Origin of the sequence: Actinacidiphila rubida, from assembly GCF_900110255.1 — a bacterium.
In the GTDB taxonomy this organism is placed as follows: domain Bacteria; phylum Actinomycetota; class Actinomycetes; order Streptomycetales; family Streptomycetaceae; genus Actinacidiphila; species Actinacidiphila rubida.
The window spans coordinates 11,636-32,193 of the sequence record NZ_FODD01000001.1 but is presented as its reverse complement, the minus strand read 5'-3'; the positions used below and the strand labels follow the sequence as shown (position 1 = coordinate 32,193).

General features: G+C 74.1%; 18 protein-coding genes. 9 read left to right on the top strand and 9 right to left on the bottom strand.

Going from position 1 to position 20,558, the window contains the following annotated elements:
* Nucleotides 1–2 precede the first annotated feature (2 nt).
* Nucleotides 3–773 (bottom strand): dienelactone hydrolase family protein, encoded by a 771-nt coding sequence (locus BMW99_RS00135; RefSeq protein WP_075016013.1) that lies wholly within the window; start codon nt 771–773, stop codon nt 3–5.
* Between the two features lie 49 nt (nt 774–822).
* Between BMW99_RS00135 and BMW99_RS00130 the strand changes: the two genes are divergently transcribed.
* Nucleotides 823–1,263: a MarR family winged helix-turn-helix transcriptional regulator gene (locus BMW99_RS00130; RefSeq protein ID WP_176735761.1), complete on the top strand. Its 441-nt coding sequence runs from the start codon at nt 823–825 to the stop codon at nt 1,261–1,263.
* Nucleotides 1,264–1,372: 109 nt separating this feature from the next.
* On the opposite strand, the gene BMW99_RS00125 is transcribed toward BMW99_RS00130, so the two are convergent.
* Together BMW99_RS00125 and BMW99_RS00120 are read right to left on the bottom strand one after the other, a co-directional pair.
* Complete coding sequence (locus tag BMW99_RS00125) at nt 1,373–2,257, bottom strand: sigma-70 family RNA polymerase sigma factor (RefSeq protein WP_069467427.1); 885 nt, start codon at nt 2,255–2,257, stop codon at nt 1,373–1,375.
* A 191-nt stretch (nt 2,258–2,448) separates the two neighbouring features.
* On the bottom strand, nt 2,449–2,970 hold the full coding sequence (locus tag BMW99_RS00120) for a hypothetical protein (RefSeq protein ID WP_069467426.1): 522 nt from the start codon (nt 2,968–2,970) through the stop codon (nt 2,449–2,451).
* Nucleotides 2,971–3,253: 283 nt separating this feature from the next.
* On the opposite strand from BMW99_RS00120, the gene BMW99_RS00115 reads away from it, so the two are divergent.
* The 3 genes from BMW99_RS00115 (at nt 3,254) to BMW99_RS00105 (ending at nt 6,374) form a co-directional block, all read left to right on the top strand.
* Nucleotides 3,254–4,075 (top strand): hypothetical protein, encoded by an 822-nt coding sequence (locus BMW99_RS00115; protein ID WP_075016012.1) that lies wholly within the window; start codon nt 3,254–3,256, stop codon nt 4,073–4,075.
* 374 nt (nt 4,076–4,449) lie between these two features.
* Nucleotides 4,450–5,664, top strand: coding sequence for a sensor histidine kinase (locus BMW99_RS00110; RefSeq protein ID WP_075016011.1), 1,215 nt, complete (start codon nt 4,450–4,452; stop codon nt 5,662–5,664).
* Entirely contained in the window at nt 5,661–6,374 is a 714-nt protein-coding gene (locus BMW99_RS00105; protein ID WP_075016091.1) for a response regulator, read from the top strand. The genes BMW99_RS00110 and BMW99_RS00105 overlap by 4 nt, the downstream gene beginning before the upstream one ends.
* 95 nt (nt 6,375–6,469) lie before the next feature.
* On the opposite strand, the gene BMW99_RS00100 is transcribed toward BMW99_RS00105, so the two are convergent.
* The 3 genes from BMW99_RS00100 to BMW99_RS00090 form a co-directional block, all read right to left on the bottom strand.
* The gene (locus BMW99_RS00100; RefSeq protein WP_069462206.1) at nt 6,470–6,979 is read right to left on the bottom strand and encodes an SPW repeat protein; all 510 of its coding nucleotides are present in this window, start codon (nt 6,977–6,979) and stop codon (nt 6,470–6,472) included.
* A 162-nt stretch (nt 6,980–7,141) separates the two neighbouring features.
* Nucleotides 7,142–7,789, bottom strand: coding sequence for a TetR/AcrR family transcriptional regulator (locus BMW99_RS00095; protein WP_079138204.1), 648 nt, complete (start codon nt 7,787–7,789; stop codon nt 7,142–7,144).
* 58 nt (nt 7,790–7,847) lie between these two features.
* Complete coding sequence (locus tag BMW99_RS00090) at nt 7,848–9,146, bottom strand: MFS transporter (RefSeq protein ID WP_245791109.1); 1,299 nt, start codon at nt 9,144–9,146, stop codon at nt 7,848–7,850.
* Between the two features lie 405 nt (nt 9,147–9,551).
* Between BMW99_RS00090 and ligD the strand changes: the two genes are divergently transcribed.
* The 3 genes from ligD (at nt 9,552) to BMW99_RS00070 (ending at nt 11,493) form a co-directional block, all read left to right on the top strand.
* Nucleotides 9,552–10,574 carry a non-homologous end-joining DNA ligase gene (ligD, locus tag BMW99_RS00085; protein WP_075016090.1) on the top strand — a complete coding sequence of 341 codons (1,023 nt, stop codon included), beginning with the start codon at nt 9,552–9,554 and terminating at the stop codon, nt 10,572–10,574.
* Between the two features lie 69 nt (nt 10,575–10,643).
* A complete protein-coding gene (locus BMW99_RS00080; RefSeq protein ID WP_075016010.1) occupies nt 10,644–11,096 on the top strand; it encodes a GNAT family N-acetyltransferase in 453 nt (150 codons plus the stop codon).
* Nucleotides 11,097–11,235: 139 nt separating this feature from the next.
* Nucleotides 11,236–11,493: a hypothetical protein gene (locus tag BMW99_RS00070; protein WP_143080506.1), complete on the top strand. Its 258-nt coding sequence runs from the start codon at nt 11,236–11,238 to the stop codon at nt 11,491–11,493.
* 81 nt (nt 11,494–11,574) lie between these two features.
* On the opposite strand, the gene BMW99_RS00065 is transcribed toward BMW99_RS00070, so the two are convergent.
* Both BMW99_RS00065 and BMW99_RS00060 read right to left on the bottom strand, forming a co-directional pair.
* Complete coding sequence (locus BMW99_RS00065) at nt 11,575–12,978, bottom strand: serine hydrolase domain-containing protein (protein WP_107485310.1); 1,404 nt, start codon at nt 12,976–12,978, stop codon at nt 11,575–11,577.
* A 189-nt stretch (nt 12,979–13,167) separates the two neighbouring features.
* Complete coding sequence (locus tag BMW99_RS00060; RefSeq protein ID WP_245791108.1) at nt 13,168–14,436, bottom strand: chloride channel protein; 1,269 nt, start codon at nt 14,434–14,436, stop codon at nt 13,168–13,170.
* A 484-nt stretch (nt 14,437–14,920) separates the two neighbouring features.
* On the opposite strand from BMW99_RS00060, the gene BMW99_RS00055 reads away from it, so the two are divergent.
* Nucleotides 14,921–16,591, top strand: coding sequence for an alkaline phosphatase family protein (locus BMW99_RS00055; protein ID WP_069466298.1), 1,671 nt, complete (start codon nt 14,921–14,923; stop codon nt 16,589–16,591).
* A gap of 673 nt (nt 16,592–17,264) precedes the next feature.
* On the opposite strand, the gene BMW99_RS00050 is transcribed toward BMW99_RS00055, so the two are convergent.
* Nucleotides 17,265–17,444 carry a DUF4236 domain-containing protein gene (locus tag BMW99_RS00050; protein WP_075016008.1) on the bottom strand — a complete coding sequence of 60 codons (180 nt, stop codon included), beginning with the start codon at nt 17,442–17,444 and terminating at the stop codon, nt 17,265–17,267.
* A gap of 343 nt (nt 17,445–17,787) precedes the next feature.
* Between BMW99_RS00050 and BMW99_RS00045 the strand changes: the two genes are divergently transcribed.
* Nucleotides 17,788–20,421, top strand: a complete 2,634-nt coding sequence (locus BMW99_RS00045; protein ID WP_075016007.1) for an alpha-L-rhamnosidase-related protein — start codon at nt 17,788–17,790, stop codon at nt 20,419–20,421.
* Nucleotides 20,422–20,558: the final 137 nt, after the last annotated feature.

Here is a 20,558-nt window from a genome sequence, read left to right as displayed (position 1 = left end):
GGTCAGCCCCCGAGGTGGCGGGCGAAGAAGGACTCGATGCGCTCCCAGCCGTCGTTGGCCGCGACCACGTTGTAGCTGGGCCGGTTGACGGCGAAGAAGGCGTGCCCGGCGCCGTCGTAGGAGTGGAACGCGAAGTCCTTGCCGAGATCGGTGAGGATCCGCTCCAGCTCGGCGACCTGCTCGGGGCTGGGGTGGCTGTCCTCCGCGCCGAACAGGCCGAGCAGCGGGGCCCGCAGCTCGGGGAGCTGGTCGTGCAGCGTGGTGACCTTCAGCGGCAGGTCGGGCGGGATCGTGCCGGTGACGAACGCGCCGTAGCAGTCGACGGCCGCGTCGACGTCGATGTGGCACGCGGAGAGCACGGTCTGCCGGCCGCCGGAGCAGTAGCCGATCACGCCGGCCCGGCCGTTGGAGGTGGGCAGCGCGCGCAGGTAGTCCACCGCACCGGACACGTCGCCGACCAGCCGCTCGTCGGGAACGCCGCCGTTGGCGCGGGCGACCGCGGCCGCGTCGTCGGGCGAGGCACCGGGCGCCTCGCGCGAGTACAGGTTCGGGCAGATCGCGTCGTAGCCGAGTTCGGCGAAGCGCCGCACGATCTCCTTGGTGGGCCGGTCGTAGCCCGGCAGGTGGTGGATGACGACGACGCCGCCGCGCCGGGCGTCGCCCTCGGGCATGGCCACGTAGGCCTCGATCTCGTCGCCGCCGTGGCCCTGGATCGTGATCGTGGTGGCCGTGAGCGAACCGGACGCGGAGGCTCCGGTGGGGAGTTGGGTCATGGCGCCATCTCTACCATAAGCCTGAACTGTTCAGTTTATGCTGAGGGTCATGGACGCCACGACGGCCGAACCGGCCCGGATCGCCGCCGACCTGCGCGCCGCACTCGGACCCCTGGTGCGCCGCCTGCGGCGGTTCCGCCCCGACGACGAGCTGACGCTGTCGCAGACCTCCGCGCTGGTCCGGCTGGACCGCGAGGGTCCGGCCACCGCGTCGGAACTGGCCGCCGGGGAGGGCATCAGGCCGCAGTCGATGTGCACCCTCGTCAACCGGCTGCAGGAGCGCGGCCTGGTCGACCGCGCCCAGGACCCCGCCGACGGCCGGCGCATCGTCGTGTCGCTGACCCCGGCCGGGCGCGAGGGGCTGACCGGGGCGCGCGCCGAGCGGGCCCGCCGGCTGACCGCGGCGATCACCGAGGAGCTCAGCGAGGACGAGCAGCGCCAACTGGCCGCCGCGTTGCCGCTGCTGGAACGGATCACCCGCCGCGTCTGAGCCGCCGCGGCGGTTGCCGGGCGCTGCGGGGCGCGGCGCGGCGGGGTCACGCCGGTCCGGCGTTCACCCCGGAGGCGGGTTCAGCTCGGCGCGTCGCACGGGTGGCGGGTCACACGGGCGGGAGGTCCAGCGTGGCCAGGCGGTCCGGGTCGCCGAGGATGTCGATGCGGGTGATGCGGCCGCCGCGCACGGTGAAGGCGAGCAGCGACACCGCCTTGCCGTCGAGCCGGTTCAACCGGCCGACCGTGCCGTTGACCAGCACCGTCCGGCTGTCCAGGGCCTCGGCGACGCTTCCGCCGCGGAACAGCAGCGCCTGTCCGGCGACCTTCGCGGCGCCGCGGATCTCGTGCGAGACGCCCACCAGGGCGGCGCCCACGTCGGCGCGCAGCACCACGTCCGGGTCGAGGACGGCGAGCAGCGCCTCGAAGTCGCCGCCGCGGGAGGCGGACACGAACGCGTCCACGACCTCCCGCTGCCGGCTCACGTCCGTTTCCGGGTCGAGGTCCACGCCCTGGACGCGGCGGCGGGCCCGGCTGGCCAGCTGCCGGGCCGCGGCCGGCGTGCGGTCCACGATCGGCGCGATGTCGTCGAAGGGCACGGCGAACATGTCGTGCAGCACGAACGCGAGGCGTTCGGCGGGCGCCAGGGTGTCCAGGACCACCAGCAGCGCCATCCCCACGGAGTCGGCGAGCAGCGCCTGCTGCTCGGGGTCCGCGCCCTCCACGCCCGTCACCACCGGGTCGGGGACGTGGGTGTCCAGCGGCTCCTCGCGCCGCGAGGTGCGCGACCGCAGCATGTCCAGGCACACCCGCGCGGTGACCGTCGTCAGCCAGCCGCCCAGGTTGTGGATGGCGGCCGCGTCGGTGCGGTTCAGCCGCAGCCACGCCTCCTGCACGGCGTCGTCGGCCTCGCTGAGCGAGCCGAGCATGCGGTAGCCGACCGCACGCAGCTGGCCGCGGTGGCGTTCGAACTCCTCGGTGAGCAGGTCGCTCATGGCGTGCGTCCCCTTCGGGTGGTGCGGGTGCCGTCACCGGTTCGACGGAGGGAACGGGCCGGACGTGACGGCGGGCCCGTGCGGGGCGGGTCACACGACCCGCCCCCACAGGCATTGTCGGCCAGGCGCGCGGGCCGGTCAGCCGCGCGGGAAGATCAGGCGCGGGGGCCGGGTCAGGCGCGGGGGCCGGGTCAGGCGGCGGCCGCCACCGGGCGCGGCATCCGCGCCGCGCGGGCTCCCAGGGCCACCGTGCGGGTGAGGGTCATCGCGACGGCCATGACCAGCAGCGCGTCGGTCAGCGCGTCGGCCGTGACCCGCTGGTCCGCCATCCACTGCCCGAGCTGCGGCCCGAACCAGTGGACGGACCCGTAGGAGAACGCGGCCCGGGCGCCGATGACGGTCACCCACAGCGCCGCGTAGCCGAACCCGGCGGCGCTCACCGGCCGGCCGGTCCTGGGGCTGCGGTAGACGCGGACCAGGGCGGCGGCGATCGCCCCGCACACCACGCCGGCCAGCAGCCCGGTCAGCTCCAGGCCCAGGCCCGCGCCGTGCGTGGTCACGGCCTTCAGGTAGAGCGGCACGATCCCGGCGGCCATCAGCAGCGGCCGTACGACGCGGAACGCGTTGATCTTGCGGTGCGGGCCGAGGTCCGCCTCCAGGACGGCGACCAGGACGATCGCGTTGATCAGCAGGGCTTGCTCGACGGACGACATGGCGGGTCCCTTGCCTGTGCGGTGTCTGCGCTCTCTGCGCGGCCCGGCCGGCCGCTCCGGCCGGGCCCTGACGCCTTCGAGACTGGCCGCGGACCCCCTGCCGGGGCGCCACCCCACGGGGCGAGAAGCGGGGTGAGAAGCGCGGGTGAGGGGATGCCGCCCGTCACCCCCCGGCCTCACCCCGAAGGTCACCCCCGCGGTCACCCCGCGGTGTGACGCCGGTGCTCGCCGCCGTTCCTAACGTCGTCGGTGAAGCCACCGCCCGACCCGAGGGAGCGCCACCGTGATCGACATCCTGGCCGTCATCGCCGTCGCCGTGTTCGTCATCGGACGCCAGCTCCTGGGCGAGCCGCTGCGCGGCCGCCGGGTGCTGCTGCTCCCGGCGGTACTCGCCGTCGTGGGCGTCACCCGGCTCGGCGGCCACGGCGCCGTCACGCCCGCCGACGTGGCGTTCCTCGCCGTCGGCGCGGTGGCCGCCGTCGCCGTCGGCGCCGGCCAGGGCGCCACGATGCGGCTGGAGCACCGCGACGGCGGGCTGTGGGGCCGGGTGCCGCTCCGCGGCCTGTGGTGGTGGGCTGCGCTCGTCGGCGCCCGCGTCGGCCTGACCGTGCTGGCCGGGGCGGCCGGCGCGCACCTGGCGGCGTCCAGCGCGCCGATCGTGCTGATGCTCGGCCTCAACCGGCTCGGCCAGGCCGGGGTGATCACCCTGCGCGCGGTCGGCTCCGGCATCCCCTTCGCGCCCGAGAAGGACGGCCGGGTCTTCCTCGCCGACCGGATGCGCGCGTGGCCCGGCACCGCCCGTGCGGGCAGCGGCCGGACGGCCGGCGGCGGTGGTCGCGCCGGTGGCAGCGACGGCTTCGGGCGCCACGCCGGGCGCGGGCATGGCGGGCACGGCGCGGAGGGCGCCCCCGGCCAGGGCTACGGCCACGCCTACGAGAGCGAAGCCGTGCGGGCCCACGGGCAGGGCGACGGACGCGGTTCCGCGCGGGGTTACGACGAGGACTACGGGCACAGCTTCGGGACGGTTCCCGAGCCCGGCGTCCGGCGCCCGTCGCGGCGCGGCCCCGGCCGGGGCGGCCGCGGCTTCGACGGACGGCGGAGGTGACCCCGGCCATGCGCGCCACCAGGCACGCGTCCCCCCACCCCGGCGGGCCCCCCGCGCCCGGCCCCGCGGCGGCAACCGGGGGCGCGGGCAGCGCGGCGGCCGGGCGCAGGGCCGCGGAAGCGGGGCCCGCACGGGACGCGGCCGCGGCCGGCACCGCGGAGGGCGCCCCCGGCCACGCTGCGCCCGCCGCTCCCGGGCACGGGTCTCGCACACCCCAAGCGGCCGCCCGAGGCGCAGACGCGTCCGGCCAGGCCGCCACCTCCGACCCCCGGCACGGGCCCCACACCCCCGAACCGCCCGCCGCAGGCGCCGGCGCCGGCGCCGATGCTGTTCCGGCCCGCGGGGACCGCACGCCGCGGGGCTATGGTGAGCCCGTGCTGCGTACGGCGATGTGGATGGTCCGGACGGCCGCGGTCGTGCTCGTCGGCATCTCGGTGTTCGCCCAGCCGCCGCACGGACCCGTGGCGTTCCCGTTCGTGGTCGCCGCGTACGCGCTGGGCGTCGCGGCCATCGGCGGGTGGGCGGTCCTCGACGTCTTCCCCGGCCCGGCGCGGCGGCACCCGCTGCTGCTGCCCGCGGTGGTGGGCGTGGTGGCCGTCTCCGCCGGTGCGGGCTGCACCGTCCAGAACGCCGGCGAGATGGTGGCGCTCAGCTGCATGGCGACCGTGGAGGCCGGCGGCTGGACCCGGCTGGCGCGCGGCTGGACGGTCCTGGGCGCGGGCGTGCTCGCCGTCGCCGTCGGCACTTTGGCGGGCGGCCTGGACCGCGCCGGCGCCATCGGCTACTCGCTGCTGCTGCTCGTCGGCCTGCTGGCGGGCCACAACCGGCGGTCCCTGCGCGTGCAGGCCGAGCAGTCCGCGGCGATGGTCCAACAGGTCGAGCGGCTGCGCGTGGAGCAGCGGCGGGTCGCGGTGCTCGACGAGCGGGCCAGGATCGCCCGCGAGATCCACGACGTGCTGGCGCACTCGCTGGGCGCGCTCGGTATCCAGATCCAGGCCGCCCGCGCGCTGCTCGCGGAGGGCCCCGAACCGGCGACGGTCGGGCAGGCCGACGGCGTGCTCGCGAAGGCGCAGCGGATAGCCTCGGACGGACTGGCCGAGACGAGGCGGGCGGTGCACGCGCTGCGGGCCGACACCCCGCCGCTGGACGAGGAGTTGGCGCGGATGGCCGCGGCCCACGAGGAACGGCACGGCGCCGCGGTGACCGTCGCGGTGACGGGACGGCGGGGGGACATCCCGGCCGAGCACGACCTGGCCCTGGTGCGCACCGCCCAGGAGTCCCTGGTGAACGCGGCGAAGCACGCGCCGCACCGGCCCGTGGACGTGCGTCTGGCCTACGGGGACGACGACGTGACGCTGACCGTCGGCAATCCGCTGGGCCCTTCGGGATCCGGTGACTTCGCGACCCTGAACAGCGGCTACGGCCTGACGGGCATGCGGGAGCGTCTGCTGCTGCTCGGCGGCACGCTGACCGCCGGCCCGGTGGCGGACACCGGGGACGGCACGGCCGGCACCGACGGCGCGGGCGGCGTCGCCAACGGCGGCGCCGGCGTGGGGCGTTGGACCGTGACGGCCCGGGTGCCGAGGTGAGCGCGCCCGAGGAGCCGCTGCGGGTGGTCGTCGCGGACGACCAGGCGGCCGTGCGCGAGGGCCTGGTACTGATGCTGAACCTGCTGCCCGACATCGAGGTCGTCGCCTCGGCCGCGGACGGCCGGGAAGCGCTGGCGATGGTCGCCGAGCACCGCCCCGACGCGATCCTGCTGGACCTGCACATGCCGGTGATGGACGGCACCGAGGCCACCCGCCGGCTGACCGCCGAGCATCCGGAGGTCGCGGTCGTCGTCCTCACCACGTACGCGGACGACCGCTCGGTACTGGACACGCTGCGCGCGGGCGCGCGCAGCTACCTGACGAAGGACGCCGACCGGCGGCACATCGCGCGCACCCTGCACAGTGCGGCGGCCGGGCTGACCGTGCTCGACCCGCAGGTGCAGGCGACGCTGCTGGCGGCGGCCGGCGGCGGGGGCCGGGAGGCGGACCGGGAACCCGGGCGCGACGGCCGGCCGGGCGGCGACGCGGCGGGACAGCGGGCGGCCGGTGACCTGCCGGACGGGCTGACGCCGCGTGAGGCGGAGATCCTCACGCTGATCGCACGCGGCCGGAACAACGGCGAGATCGCCGCCGAGCTGTTCCTGAGCGCCAACACCGTCAAGACGCACATCAACCGGGTGTTCGCGAAGACCGGTTCGCGGGACCGGGCGGCCGCGGCCCTGTACGCCCGGCAGCACGGCCTCGACTGACCCGACCGACTCGACCGACACGGCCCGCGCACGCGTGCGGGCGGCCCCGGAACTCCGGGGCCGCCCGCTTGTGGTGGAGCGATGACGGGACGGCGTCAGACGGTGGTGGCCCGCCGTGATCCCTTGGCCCGCCGCTTGGCCAGTGGCCCGAATCCCATGGTCGCGAGACCGACCATGCAGATGACGCCTCCGACGATCGCGTTGCTCAGAATCACCTTCCAGACGCTCGCGTTGCCCACCACGCACCACGGGGCGATGATCGTCCACACGCCGATCGCGCAGGCGACCCAACCGAGGTTGTGGGTCCTCTCCAGCGCCGAGCCGTAACCCAGTGCGAGCACGGCCAGCGCGAGACCGGTGATCAGGTTGCTCACCTTCAGTGCGGTGAAGTTGTCGAACCCCACCACCCACGGCGAGATCGCCAGGTACAGGCCGCTCAGCAGGCAGAGGCCCTCGACCAGGCCGGACACCGGTGATTCGTTCACCGTCTCGTAGCGGTTGCGCAGGGAGACGATGTCCGGATGACTCTCAATGTGGGAGTCCGACGGGGCAGCGGCCGCGCCGGACCGCCCGGAGCCCGCCGAGTGAGTCGAATCGGTGGCCATCAAAGCCACCTCCTTCGCGTGTGCTTGTCTTGCCACCGGATCTGCTCCGGGTCTCCGTTCCCGAAGCGTCCGCATCCTCACTCAGCGTAGAACTTATCCGGTCATTACGGCCACCCGGGGACAAACTCTTCTTAGGGTCGCCTCAGCAGGAGTCGCCTCAGGTCAGGGGCGCGCGGGGTGCCGGGGACCGTCCGCGGCGGGCGGCAGCGCCGCGTCGAGGAGCGCCGCCGCGGCGGCACGGGCCGTGCTGGAGGCGGTCGGATCGCGGTCCATGCGGGCGGAGAGGTTCGCACCGTCGTACAGCAGGTGCAACTGGCGGCCGAGCAGGTCGGGGTCGGTGGCGCCCGCCTCCGCGGCGAGTCCGGTGAACAGTGCGCGCACCCAGCCGCGGTACTCGTCGGCCTCGTCGGCGATCGCGCTGTCCGCACCGGCCTCGGCGCTCGCCGAGACGAACGCGCAGCCGTTGTAGTCCGGGTCCGTGATGATCTCGCCCTGGGCCTCGAAGACGCCCAGCAGCCGCTCCCGCGGGGTCCTGAACCGGGTCAGCGCGCGGGTGATGCGGTCGCGGTTGCGGTTCCCCCGGAAGGCCAGGTACGCCCGGACGAGGCCCTCCTTGTTGCCGAAGGTGTTGTACAGCGAGGCCTTCGCGACGCCGGCGTGCTCGATGATCCGGTCGATGCCGACGGTCTGCACGCCCTCCCGGTAGAACAGCTCGTTGGCCGAGGCCAGCAGGCGTTCGCGCGCGGACGGCCTGGCCGGCTGCCTGGCCGGCCGCTTCGCCGCCTGTGTCTCCGGAGCCTTGGTCGCCATCGCGGTCACCCTTTCAGACAGGTCTGTCTATTCTAGCGCCGGCCGATCCGGTCCGGGATCAGCTCTCCCGGACCGCCTGCGGCACCTTGCGGCCGCTCAGCAGCAGCCCGGCGAGCGCCGCGCCGGCCAGCACGATCACCGCGGCACCGTACTCGCGGACGGTGTCCAGCAGCCCGCCGCCGTGCACCACGAGCACGCCGCCGAGGACCGCGGGCACGCCCATGCCGAGGTACGACACGACGTACAGCAGGGACAGCACGCCGGCCCGCTCGTGCGGCTCGACCAGCGGGACCACCATGCGGATGCCGCCCTGGAAGCCGGAGCCGAAGCCGAAGCCGGCGATGGCCGTACCGGCGAAGAAGCCGATCACCGCGGCCGTGCCGCCACCGCCGGAACCGACGGACAGCAGGGTCAGGCCGACGCCCACCACGAGGGCGGCGATGCCGGAGGTCATCACGGTGCGGGTGGGGGTGTTGCGCAGCACGAGGGCCGACACGGCGGCCGAGGCGGCCAGCACGAACAGGCCGAGCCCGCCGTAGACCACGGAGTCGGAGTGGACCAGGTCGCGGGTGATCGCCGGGCCCAGCGACCCGTAGAAGCCGGCCAGCGCCCACACCGCGAAGAGCACCGGCGCGGCGATCGCGACGGGCCTGCGGATGACCCGCGGCAGCTTGATCTCGGGCTTCATGCTGGCGAGCGCACCGGGCTTGCGGGTGACCGTCTCCGGCATCAGGGCCACACCGACGGCCTGCAGGGCGAAGACGCCGAGCAGCACGTAGTAGACCAGGTGCGTCGGAGCGGGCAGGAACTGCACGATGACGCCCGAGACCAGAGCACCGGACGCGGTGCCCAGCGGCGGCGCGAAGGAGTTGGCGAAGGCGCCCTTGACGCGGTCGATGTCCAGCAGGGCGGCGCCCATCGCGCCGAACGCGGCACCGGTGGCCACTCCCTGGATGACGCGTGCGGCCAGCAGTGCGGCGACGCTGTGGGCGTTGGTGAACACCAGCATCGAGACGGCCTGGCCGACCAGTCCGGCCATGAGCACCGAGCGGCGTCCGATGTGGTCGGAGATCTTGCCGAAGACCAGCAGCGCGCCCAGCACGGCCAGCGCGTAGACGCCGAAGACCACGGTGGTGGTGATCGGGGAGAAGCCCCACTCGCCCTGGTAGACGGCGTAGAGCGGGGTCGGCGCGCTGGAGGCGGCGAGGAAGGTGATGAGGAGCGAGGAGATCAGGACGAGGGACGACGTGGGTCCCAGTCCTCGTCGGCGCCCGACGGCCGCCCCGGTGCCCGCACGGGCGGAGGCGGTGTCGCGAGCGGCGGCCTGCTGCTGCTGGACGGTCGCGGGGGTGGTCACGGCTGCGGCTCCCTGAATGGACAGACCTGTCTACTGACGAACGACAGATTAGACAGACCTGTCTGACTAAGTCAAATGGTCTGCGATCCACCCAGCTCAGCACCCCCTCCCCGACCAGGGATCGCCCGATCATCGGGCCTGGTGAATGTGATCCAGACAACTCTGTCTAAGGAGCTGGCGGGGCCCGGCGGAGAGGTCCCCGGGCGGCGACCGGCGTCCCCGGGCGCCAACCGCCGCCCCAGGCGCCGACCGGCATCCCCCGGCATCACCCAAGGGGCGCCGTTTGCCCGCGCGGCGGAAGGGGACCCGGAGGGTGTCGGTGCCGCCCGCCGGCGCGGAGGCGGGCGGCACGGCGGCGAGCGCGGTGGCAAGCGCGGTGACGAGGAGGCATCAGTGGCGTCAGCGGTGCACTCACCCCTGGACCGGTTGCCGGCCGCCCAGCGGGCACTGCTGCGCCCGGCCGGTGCGGGCCCGCCGGTCCCGCCCATGCTGGCCACCCTGTCCGAGCGCCGGGCCTTCGACGAGCGCTGGCTGTTCGAGCGCAAGCTGGACGGCGTCCGCGTGCTGGCGGCGAGCGACGCGGACGGAACGCACCTGCGGTCCCGCACCGGCCGGTCCATCGACTCCACCTATCCCGAGGTGGTGGCGGCACTGGCGGCCCAGGAGTGGCCGGGCCTCGCGGTGGACGGCGAGGTCGTGGCGCTGCGCGGCGGCCGCACCGACTTCGAGCTGCTCCAGCAGCGGATGGGACTGACCGACCCCCGCGCGGTGCGGGCCAGCCCGGTGGCGATCACCTACTACCTGTTCGACCTGCTCGCGCTCGACGGCTGGGACACCACCCGGCTGCCGCTGCGCGCCCGCAAGTCCCTGCTGCGTGCGGCCGTCGCCTTCCACGGCCCGCTGCGCTTCACCGCGCACCGCAACAACGGCGACCTGGACGAGGCGTGCGCCAAGGGATGGGAGGGCCTGATCGCCAAGCGCGCCGACGCCCCGTACCAGCCGCGCCGTTCGCGCGACTGGCTCAAGCTCAAATGCTCCCTCGGCCAGGAATTCGTGATCGGCGGCTTCACCCGTCCCGCCGGCTCCCGCGCCGAGTTCGGCGCGCTGCTGCTCGGCTACTACGACAACGGGGCCGGGACTGGGACTGGGACTGGGGGCACTCTGCGCTACGCAGGCAAGGCCGGCACCGGTTTCACCGAGCGCACCCTGCGCGCCCTGGGCGCCCGCCTCGCCGAACTGCGCCGTCCCACCTCGCCGTTCACCCCCGCCCCCGCCGACCGCACGGCCACCTGGGTCGAGCCCCGGCTCGTCGCCCAGATCGCCTTCACCGAGTGGACCCGCGACGGCCTCCTGCGCCACCCCCGCTACCTGGGCCTGCGCGACGACAAGCCCCCGCACGGCGTCACCCGCGAACGCCCCGGCACCTAGGGTCCATTGGTCTGCACTAGTGCAGAAATGAATTGACGCTAGTGCAACGTACTGGCTAGCGTCCTGGCCATGGACACCGTCACCGTCGCGCCCGCGCGGCCCGAGGACCACGACCGCTGGCGCGAACTGTTCGGCGGATACGCCGCGTTCTACGACGTCACACTCTCCGACGAGGAGTTCGACCGGGCGTGGCGCTGGATCCACGACCCCGCGCGCACCCCGCGCTGCCTGCTCGCCCGCACCGGAGACGGCCGCGTCGTCGGCCTCGCGCACTTCCGCGTCGAGGAGTCGCCCCTGCAGGGCGAGCGGGGCTTCCTCGACGACATCTACGTCGACCCCGCGCACCGGGGCGGCGGCGCCGTCGACGCGCTCCTCGGCGAGATCCGGCGCGTCGGCGCGGCCGAGGGCTGGCCGCACGTCCGGTGGCGCACGGCCGAGGACAACTACCGCGCGCGCTCCGCCTACGACCGTCACGCCACCCGCACCCCCTTCCTCACCTATGCGATGGCGACGGCGGATTGACGATCACCGGGTCCGGGAAGCCTGGTCCTCATGGCGGAAGTGAGGGTGCGCGCCCTCGACGGCGCGGGCGAGGTGCCGCTGACCCGCATCGCGGGCCTGCGCGTGGTGGACGGGACGCTGCTGGCCGACGTGCCCGGCCGTGAGGCGCTGGTGCTCGCCACCGGCGACGGAACCCCAACTGCGCGACGCCGCGATGGCGTTGCTGCCGGGCATCGAAGAGCTGGGCGAAGGTTCGTTCCTCGTCGAGGCGCAGGAGAGCGGCGGAACCATCGGATGGGTGGCCACGGCGGACGAGGGAAGCGGGGCCGGCGGCGGGGCGAGCGGCGGGGCCGGCTGGGGCGCGGTGTCGTCCTCCGGCCGCGGCAAGCCACCGGGGCGGTACAGCAAGGACGGCTGAGCCGGCACGCGGCACCGCCGGTGCCGGCAGCACGCACGGTGCTGCCGACGCCGGCGGTGGGGGTGCCGCGAAACCGCGGTCTCAGCCGTCGAAGACGTCCGCGAGGACGCGCTTCATCAGCTCGTTGGCCGGCACGCTCCCGTCCGGCGACCGGCTGGAGTTGACCATGATCACGACCGTGGCCTGCCTCTTCGGGTCGTACGTGACGATGCTGGAGTAGCCGGGGACGCGGCCCGCGTGGCCCAGGAAGCCGGCGTAGTCCGCCAGCGCCAGGCCGTACGAGGTCGCGCCGTACGCGGCGGAACCCAGCATCGCGGTGGGCTTGGCCGCCGACGGCGAGGCGGTGCGGGCCGCCTTCACCGACGTCGGCATGAGCAGCATCTGCTCCTTGCGCATCTGCGGGGTCAGCAGCTTGCCGGTGGCCAGCGCGGGCGCCCAGCGGTTGAGGTCGGCCACGGTGGAGGTCGCGGCCCCGGCCGCCCAGGCCCAGGAGGCGTTGGACGTGGTGACGTCGGTGGGCTTGCCCGCCGAGAAGTCCGCCCAGGCCGCGTCCTTGCCGCTGAGCACCGGCGCGGTCAGCGCGTCGGTGTTGGTGCCGAACTGGTAGCCGCGGGCGTGCGGGTCGGGCAACGTGACGCCGTTGTCGATCCGGGTGTCCTTCATGCCCAGCGGGCGGAAGATCCGCTGCTGGAACAGGGTCTGCAGCGGCTGCCGGGTGACGCGCTCGGCGATCATGCCGAGCAGCACCGTGTCGGTCGCCGAGTCGTGGAAGCCCTTGCCCGGCGCGAAGTACGGCTGGTGCCGGAAGGCGACGGCCAGCACGTCGTGCGGCGTGAACCGCGCGTCGGGGTGCTGGTCGAGGGCCTTGTTGAGGGCCGGGTCCTCGGCGTAGTCGTAGAGCCCGCTGGTCATCCGCAGCAGCTGGCGGACGGTGATGAGGCGGCCGTTCGGAACGCCGGAGACGAGGCGGGCGACCGGCTCGTCGAGGCCGATCCGGTGCTCGCCGGCCAGCTGCAGGATCACCGTGCCGGTGAACGTCCGGGTGACGTCACCGATGCGCAGGTGCTCGGCGGCGTCCATCTGCAGGCCGCTGCCGAGGTAGTCGGTGCCGAGCGCGGCGGTGGTGGTGCCCCACTTCTGCATGGTCACCGAGACGATCGCGCCGGGGATACGGAGCTTCTGCATCGTGCCGACGAGGTCGGGGACGAGCTTCTTCTCCACCAGCCCGGTCTTGTTCGGGTCCGGGGCGGGGTGCGCGATGCTCGGGCCGGCGAGCGCCGGCGCCGCGGCCGTCAGCGGCAGCAGCGAGGCGAGCAGCGCCGCTTTCCAGACACGGCCGCGGCCGATCCTGGGCCGTGGCAGGGACGCGGGTGCGGACTCGGGGCCCGACGATGCGGGGGCCGCGGGGGTCGTGGGGGACAGGGGCGTCGCGACGGTGGTCGCGAGGGCCGGCGGCGTGGTGCGTGCCGTCCGGCGGAAGGGCATACGCGGATTCATACCTGACATCCAGTTCGCCAAGGGGGAAGGTCAGGCATGTCATAACATCTGATATGCATCACTTGTCACGCTTCGGCTTCCGGTGGGCGTGTCCGCCGACACGCCGGTCGCGAGCACGCCACCCGCGCCCGCCCCGCGGGGCCCCCGGCGCGTCACCCGTCCGCGCTCCGCGGCCGGTCAGACGGCCGGCCACCGGCCGGCGAGCGGCCCGCGCAGCGGCGGGAGCGGCGGCACCTTCGGCCCCTGGGGCAGCAGTTCCGTGGTCACGAAGGCCACCACTCCGGCCAGGATGATCACCGGGAGGGAATCCGTGTGGCCCACGAGGAGGCCGACCAGCACCACGGAACTGACCGGCAGCCGGAGCGCCGCCGTGCACGTCGCCGCCATCCCCGCGGCCATCGCCGGCACCACCCCGAACCCGGGCAGCGGCGCCAGCAGCACCCCGGCGGCGCCGCCCAGGAACAACGAGGGGAAGATCGGGCCACCGCGCAGGCTGCCCAGGCACAGGGCGTACGCCAGGCCCTTGAACGCCAGCACCGCGACCAGCGCGCCGACCGGCCAGGAGTGCGGGTCCTTGGCGAGTTCGGCCAGCGCCGACTGCCCGGACAGCGCCGCCTCGGCCGGTGAGCGGCCGGTCGACAGCGCGTACAGCGTCACGCAGCCCGCCATCGCGACCGCGCACCCGGCGGTCACCAGTGCCGTCCGGCCGGCGACCAGGATCGCGACGTGCCGCCCGAGCATCATCACGTAGTGCACGACCACCCCGACGGCGACGGCCATCAGCACCGACCAGGCCACGTCCCCGGTGTCCAGCCGCGGCGGGTTGGGCAGGCCGAGGTTCAGGCTGCCGACCTGCAGTCCCGTCCAGTGGCCGAAGCCGGTGAACACGATCGAGCCGATGCCGGCCGCCAGGAGCGCGGGCAGGATCACCGCGATCAGCTGCGGGCCGCCGACACCGGAGACCTCCATCAGGAGGATCCCGGCGACCAGCGGATTGCCGAAGATCGCCGAGATGGCGGCGGCCGAACCGGCGGCGGCCATCAACGCGTTGCTCGCCTGGTTGGCCGGTGCCCGCACGAGGTCCCGGAAGAGCAGGGCCAGCCCGCCGCCGAGCGCGATCAGCGGCGACTCGGGGCCCAGCACCACACCCCACGGCAGGCAGCAGGCGGCGGCCAGCACGACGCCGGGCAGCGCGGGCACGGTCGGGCCGCCCGCGCTCAGACCCATCACGGGGATGTGGCCGCCGCGGCCGGGGAGGAACACCACCACCAGGGCCACGCCCACCGCCGGCACCACGGACATGGGCAGCGCCCACCACCACGGCGGGTCGGCGTGCCCGAGGTCGTGCGGCCACGTCGTCCACACGAGGTTCTCCAGCTGGTGGATCCCGGCCAGGAACCAGAACGCGATCAGGGAGACGGGGATGCCGATGAGCCCGCAGAACACCAGGCCCTTGAGGTAGGCGGGCCGGCTCAGCAGCTCCCGCAGCTCGTCGGCCTCGCCGGGCTGCTTCCCTGACGGTTTCCCCGACGGCTTCGCGGGCGGGTTCGCGGGCTGGGCGATGGCGGTGCTCCCCTCACGGCGGCCGCTGGGACGACGGCCGGCCCGCCACCGCGGGCAGCGCGACCCTACCCACGCGGCGCCCGCCGGCCGTTCCGCCGCGCCCCGCGCGCCGCCGCGAACCGCTCCGTTGGGTCACCCGGGCGGGCGCGCGCCGGGCGGCCCATCGGGCACCCGCGCCACCCCCGCGACCCCCGGCGTTCTCCCAACCGGGCGCCAAGACTTCGGCAAGGAACCTGTGAGCTTGCTCTGAACACCTGTGCGACGACTGTGCGTTCACGTCCCGGCCGCCCGCAGTACACCGGGCGCCACTACCCATGGCGCGGAAACGTTGCCCCGCCCGCCAAGCCCGCACCTGGAGGACCCCCCTGTGAACCGCCGCCGTTCGCTCCGCCTCGCCGCCGTGCTCGCCTCAACCGGACTGCTGGGAACGGCCGTTCTGGCCCAGGCGCAGGCCTCGCCGGTGTCCGGCCACGGCGCCGCGCACCAGCCGCACCGGGCCGCCGCCCAGCACGTCCTGCTGATCTCCGTCGACGGGCTGCACCAGTCCGACCTGGCCTGGTACGTCGCGGGGCACCCGCAGTCCGCACTGGCCCGGCTGGTGCACGGCGGCACCCAGTTCACGCACGCGCGGACCACCACGCCGTCCGACAGTTTCCCCGGCATGGTCGCCCAGCTCACCGGCGGCGGCCCGGGCACCACCGGCGTCTACTACGACGACACGTACAACAGCGCGCTGCTCCCGGCCGGCACCACCGACTGCGCGACCGCCAAGCCCGGCGCCGAGGTCGACCTCACCGAGGACCTCGACCGGAACAAGGCGTCCCTCGACGCCGGCCAGGGCCTGGCCGGCCTGCCCGGCAGCATCCTGTCGATGACCGGCCACCCGGCCACCCTCCTCGACCCGACGAAGCTCCCCGTCGACCCGAAGACCTGCACGCCGGTGTACCCGCACTCCTACCTGAAGGTGAACACGGTCTTCGACGTGGCGCACAAGGCCGGACTGCGCACCGCCTGGTCGGACAAGCACGCGGCCTACGAGATCCTCAACGGCCCCTCGGGCGACGGCATCCAGGACCTGTTCACCCCGGAGATCAACTCCGACGCCACCGGGTACGCGGCCGGCTCCGACTGGACCACCGACAACAAGGCGACCGAGCAGTACGACGGCTACAAGGTGCAGGCCGTCCTCAACGAGATCGACGGCTACGACCACAGCCGCACCCACAAGGTCGGCACGCCCGCCGTCTTCGGCCTCAACTTCCAGTCGGTGTCCACCGCGCAGAAGCTGCCCTCCTCCGACGGCCTCAAGGGCGGCTACACCGCGCCCGGCGTGCCCGGCCCGCTGCTGCAGCACAACCTGGACTGGATCGACGGCCAGGTCGGCGCACTGGTTACGGAGATCGCCAAGGAGCACCTGTCCGGCAGCACCACCGTGATCCTGTCCGCCAAGCACGGCCAGTCCCCGACCGACCCGCGGGCACTCACCCGCGTCGACGACGGCCCGCTGCTGGACGGTCTCAACGCCGCCTGGAAGCAGCGGCACCCGGGCGCCGGCGACCTGGTCGCGCACGCGGTGGACGACGACGCGATGCTGCTGTGGCTCACCGACCGCTCCCCCGAGGCGACGTCCTTCGCCTCGGCGTACCTGCTCGCGCAGAGCGGCACCGGCACCGACATCGACGCCAAGCCCAAGGCGTTCACCCGCGGCGGCCTCGACCGCGTCTACGCGGGCGCGGCCGCGGCCCGCTACTTCGGCGTCAAGCCGGGCGACGCCCGCGTCCCCGACATCTTCGGCGTCACCCAGGAAGGCGTCGTCTACACCGGCGGCACCAAGAAGATCGCCGAGCACGGCGGCGCCCACGCCGACGATCTCGACGTCCCGCTGATCGTCTCCGGCGCCGGGGCCGTGCCCGCGACCGCGGGCACCCCCGTCCGCACGGCACAGATCGCCCCCACGATCCTCACCCTCCTCGGCCTCAACCCCCACGCCCTGGACGCGGTCCGCACCGACCACACCCCGACGCTTCCGTTGCACTAGCCCCTGCGGGGAGGCGAGCGCCTTTTCTCGCCTCCCCCGTGTGCGGGTCTCGTCGTGGCTTGTCGCGCCAACGGGGTGCCCCCGGGGCTTGATCCGGCGAGTGCCGCGCCGTCGTGGTTGTTCGCGCAGTTCCCCGCGCCCCTTCGGCCTCCGGGGTGCCCCGCGCTGCGCGCTGCCGTCTGCCGGTCTCGTCGTGGCTTGTCGCGCAGTTCCTCGCGCCCCTGGCGGTGCAGGTTCGTGGGTGGGGTCAGGGGCCACTCCGGGTGTGTCTCCTCGAACTGTGCGTGCACCGTCCTTTCGTTCGGCTGGGCGGGTGGATGCACAGTTCTGCGGGGACACACCCGGATCGTCCCCTTCCGGCCCGTCCCCGTCTGCGGGAGGACAGAGCTTGGCCGTGTCCCTATGTCCCCCGCCGCACGGTGGGTAAGCGGGAGGGGGTGGGGAGGAAGTGCTCCCCGCAGAGAAATGTGCGCGGCCCCCGGGCAAGTCGGTGGAGGTACCCGTATGCACATTTCCGAGGAGACGCTTCCGGAGCGCCCCCGACCCCACGGACAAAGGGCACGCATATCAGGGGCGCGGGGAACTGCGCGAGCAACCACCCACCGGCCGGTGGACGGCGACGCACCGCAAGGGGCAGGACGGAACCCGAACCCCGCAAGCCCCGCGCCGGCGATCACTCGGTGTGCCGATACCCCAACGGCCCCGGCAGATCCGCGGACGTCGTCCGCCTACCCGTCGTCGACCACGTCCGATGCACACCCTTGCGCCCGAGCGTGAGCGACAGCGACTTGCGGTTCACGTTGAGCCGCACCCCGGGGAAGATGCGGAAGGACTTGCGGAACGTCACTGGCATGGCGGCCTCCTCGTCTCTGCCGGACCGTCTGCCCCCGCCCCGCCGCATCAGTCCGGACCCGCGGGCGCGGAGGACGAGTTGACGCCCCGTCATCGAGCCGGCGCGCGCGACAGCGCGCCCTGTCATCGAGCCGGCGCGCGCCGTCGCGCGATCGATTCAGTACGGGAACCCCGCCCGGACCCTCCCGTTCGCACTGTGTGCGCGAGGTATGGACGCGACCCCGGCCCCCTTGTACTCTCTCCCCGCAGCGTGGAATTGAATCGTTTCACGCCGATGTGCAGGTCACCCGCCCGATCAGCGCCGCGACCGGCCCGCCCGTGCACCTCATCCCAGGGAGCCGCAGATGCCGCACACCCCCGCGTCCCACGACCCGTCCACCCCGCCCGCCGGCGGCCCCCAGCGCCGGACCGTCCTGCTGGCCGGGCTGGGCAGCGCCGCCCTGGCCGCGGCCGGGCTGACCCTGGGCTCGGCCGGGTCCGCCGCGGCGGCGTCTCCCGCGGCGATCCCGGCCGACGGCTGGCAGGGCTACCTCCAGGGCCCGAGCGGCCGCACCGTGCGGCCGGTCCGCGTCCAGCGCACGACCGGCGACGTCACCGCGGCGGACGCGCTGCTGGCGCCCGGCGGCGGCGTCACCACGCTCAAGCGGCCCCAGCCCGCCACCCCGCCGCGCTGGCCGGCCGGCACCACCGCGACCGCGTCGTCCTCGCACGCGCCCAACAACGGCAACGACGGCAACCCGCGCACCTACGACGCCGCCAACGCCATCGACGGCAGCACCGACACGTTCTGGAACGACGACACGATCGGCGCGTACCCGGACGTCCTCACCATCACCACGCCGTCCGCGGTGACGCTGCCCGGTATCACCCTGCTGTCCAACGTGGACGGCTTCCCCACCGCGTTCACGGTCGAGACGTGGGACGGCGGCGCGTGGCACACCGCCGCCACGGTGACGGGCAACACCGCCGTCCGGCGCGCCGTGGCGTTCGACAACGATGTCAGCACCACGAGCGTCCGCATCACGGTCACCGCGGACGAGAGCACGGGCAAGGGCGACTTCACCCGCGTCAACGAGGTCTACCCCGCGGTCCTCGCCGCCGACGACATCCCGCGGGTCGTCATCGACTTCGGCAAGGTCGTCGTCGGGTACCCGCACGTGACGTTCGCGTCCGCGTCCGCCAACAACCCCGGTGTGCGGCTGGCGTTCTCCGAGACGCTCCAATACCTCAGCGACCGCAGCGACTTCACGCGCTCCGACCAGTCGGGGGCGCCCGGCGGCGGCACCGACCAGTTCGCCGTGCCGGCCGGCGGCGCCGACTGGCAGGACACCAAGGGCTACCAGAGCGGCACCAAGGTGTACGCCGACGGCCTGCACGGCTTCCGCTACCTGCAGATCAGCCTCGACGCGCTGCCCGGCGACGCGCCCGCCGCCCAGCCGTACGGCGAAGTCGCCATCGACGCGGTGTGGCTGGACTTCACCGCGTACGTCGGCACCGCCGACACCTACCGCGGCTGGTTCCTGTGCTCCGACGACGACCTCAACCGCTACTGGTACGGCTCGGCGTACACCAACGAGCTGGTCACCGACACCTTCCGGGCCACCGACATCGACCCGCGCGGGGCCGCGACCGCGGGCCTGGAGGGCAAGCTGGTGCTGCACGACGGCGCCAAGCGCGACCGCGACCCGTACGTCGGCGACCTGGCCGTCTCCGGCCGCACCCTGTACCTGACGCACGACGACGCGGCGGCCGCCGCCCGCAACGTCCTCGCCGACCTCGCCGACCACCAGCGCGGCGACGGCTGGATCCCGCCCGCCTCCATCAACGGCTACACCCTGCCGCTCTTCGACTACCCGCTCTGGTGGGTGACGTGCAGCTGGGACTACGTCCTCTACACCGGCGACCTGGACTACGCGGCCCACTACTACCCGCAGCTGGTGAAGGTCCTCGACTCCTGGTACCCGTCGGTGACCGACTCCGACGGCCTGCTGAGCAAGGGCCTCAACGGCACGTCCGGGTACGGCGACTACGCGTTCCTCGGCCGCACCGGCCGTGTCACGTACTACAACGCCAACTACGTGCAGGCGCTCAACGACGCCGCGTCCATGGCCCGTTCGCTGGGCAAGGGCGCCGACGCCGACCGCTGGACGACCCGCGCGCGGACCGTCGCGAACGCGATCAACGCGTATCTGTGGGACGCCGCCGCGGGCGCCTACCTGGACTCCGGCAGCGGCCCCGCCCGGCACGCGCAGGACGGCAACTCCATCGCCATCACCGCGGGCGTCGCCGACGCCACCCGCGCCGCGTCCGCGCTCGCGCACCTGGACGCGACGACCGTCCGGCCGTACGGCAACGCGTTCATGGACAACGACACGATCTTCGGCGACGCCTCGCAGCGCGTCTACGCGTTCACGTCCTACCCCGAACTCGTCGCACGTTTCGAGACCGGCCGCGCGGACTCCGCGCTGGACCAGATCCGCCGCACCTACGGCTGGATGGACGCGCACGACCCGGGCATCACGGCGTGGGAGGGCATCGGCCCCGACGGCTCGCTCTACGAGGGGTCCTACACCAGCATGGCCCACGGCTGGTCGACCGGTGTCGTGCCGGCCCTGACCAACGAACTCCTCGGCATCCAGCCGACGTCGCCGGGCTTCGCCACCTGGACGGTCCGCCCGCACCCGGGCTCCGTCGCCTGGGCCCGCGGCCAGGCCCCGAGCCCGCACGGCCCGGTCCAGGCGGACTGGCAGCAGGGCGCGGACGGCACGTTCACCCTCACCGTGGGCGCGCCGCACGGCACGACGGGCACGGTGGCCGTCCCGACCGGCGGCCGGGCCGTGACCGTCCACGTCGACCGGAACCTGGCCTGGAACGGCGTCAAGGCCAAGGCCTACCAGGCCCGTTCCGAGGCCGGCTACATCGTGCTGGACGTGATCACGCCGGGCACGCACCTCGTGCAGGTGCGCCCGGCCGAGTAGACCGCGGGCCCGCGTCATGGGGGCGCGGGCCCGCACGGGGCGCGGCCGGCGGTCATCCGGCCGCGCCCCTTTCTCCCGTCCGCGTCCGAGGCGTGCGGCCCGCGACGCCCAACGCGCTGTGAACGCAGGCGGAAAGC

What these genes read in the sequence shown, in the direction of transcription:
- BMW99_RS00135 (WP_075016013.1), bottom strand. Translation starts at nt 773, where the DNA reads ATGACCCAACTCCCCACCGGAGCCTCCGCGTCCGGTTCGCTCACGGCC.
- BMW99_RS00130 (WP_176735761.1), top strand. Translation starts at nt 823, where the DNA reads ATGGACGCCACGACGGCCGAACCGGCCCGGATCGCCGCCGACCTGCGC.
- BMW99_RS00125 (WP_069467427.1), bottom strand. Translation starts at nt 2,257, where the DNA reads ATGAGCGACCTGCTCACCGAGGAGTTCGAACGCCACCGCGGCCAGCTG.
- BMW99_RS00120 (WP_069467426.1), bottom strand. Translation starts at nt 2,970, where the DNA reads ATGTCGTCCGTCGAGCAAGCCCTGCTGATCAACGCGATCGTCCTGGTC.
- BMW99_RS00100 (WP_069462206.1), bottom strand. Translation starts at nt 6,979, where the DNA reads ATGGCCACCGATTCGACTCACTCGGCGGGCTCCGGGCGGTCCGGCGCG.
- BMW99_RS00095 (WP_079138204.1), bottom strand. Translation starts at nt 7,789, where the DNA reads ATGGCGACCAAGGCTCCGGAGACACAGGCGGCGAAGCGGCCGGCCAGG.
- BMW99_RS00080 (WP_075016010.1), top strand. Translation starts at nt 10,644, where the DNA reads ATGGACACCGTCACCGTCGCGCCCGCGCGGCCCGAGGACCACGACCGC.
- BMW99_RS00065 (WP_107485310.1), bottom strand. Translation starts at nt 12,978, where the DNA reads ATGCCCTTCCGCCGGACGGCACGCACCACGCCGCCGGCCCTCGCGACC.
- BMW99_RS00050 (WP_075016008.1), bottom strand. Translation starts at nt 17,444, where the DNA reads ATGCCAGTGACGTTCCGCAAGTCCTTCCGCATCTTCCCCGGGGTGCGG.
- BMW99_RS00045 (WP_075016007.1), top strand. Translation starts at nt 17,788, where the DNA reads ATGCCGCACACCCCCGCGTCCCACGACCCGTCCACCCCGCCCGCCGGC.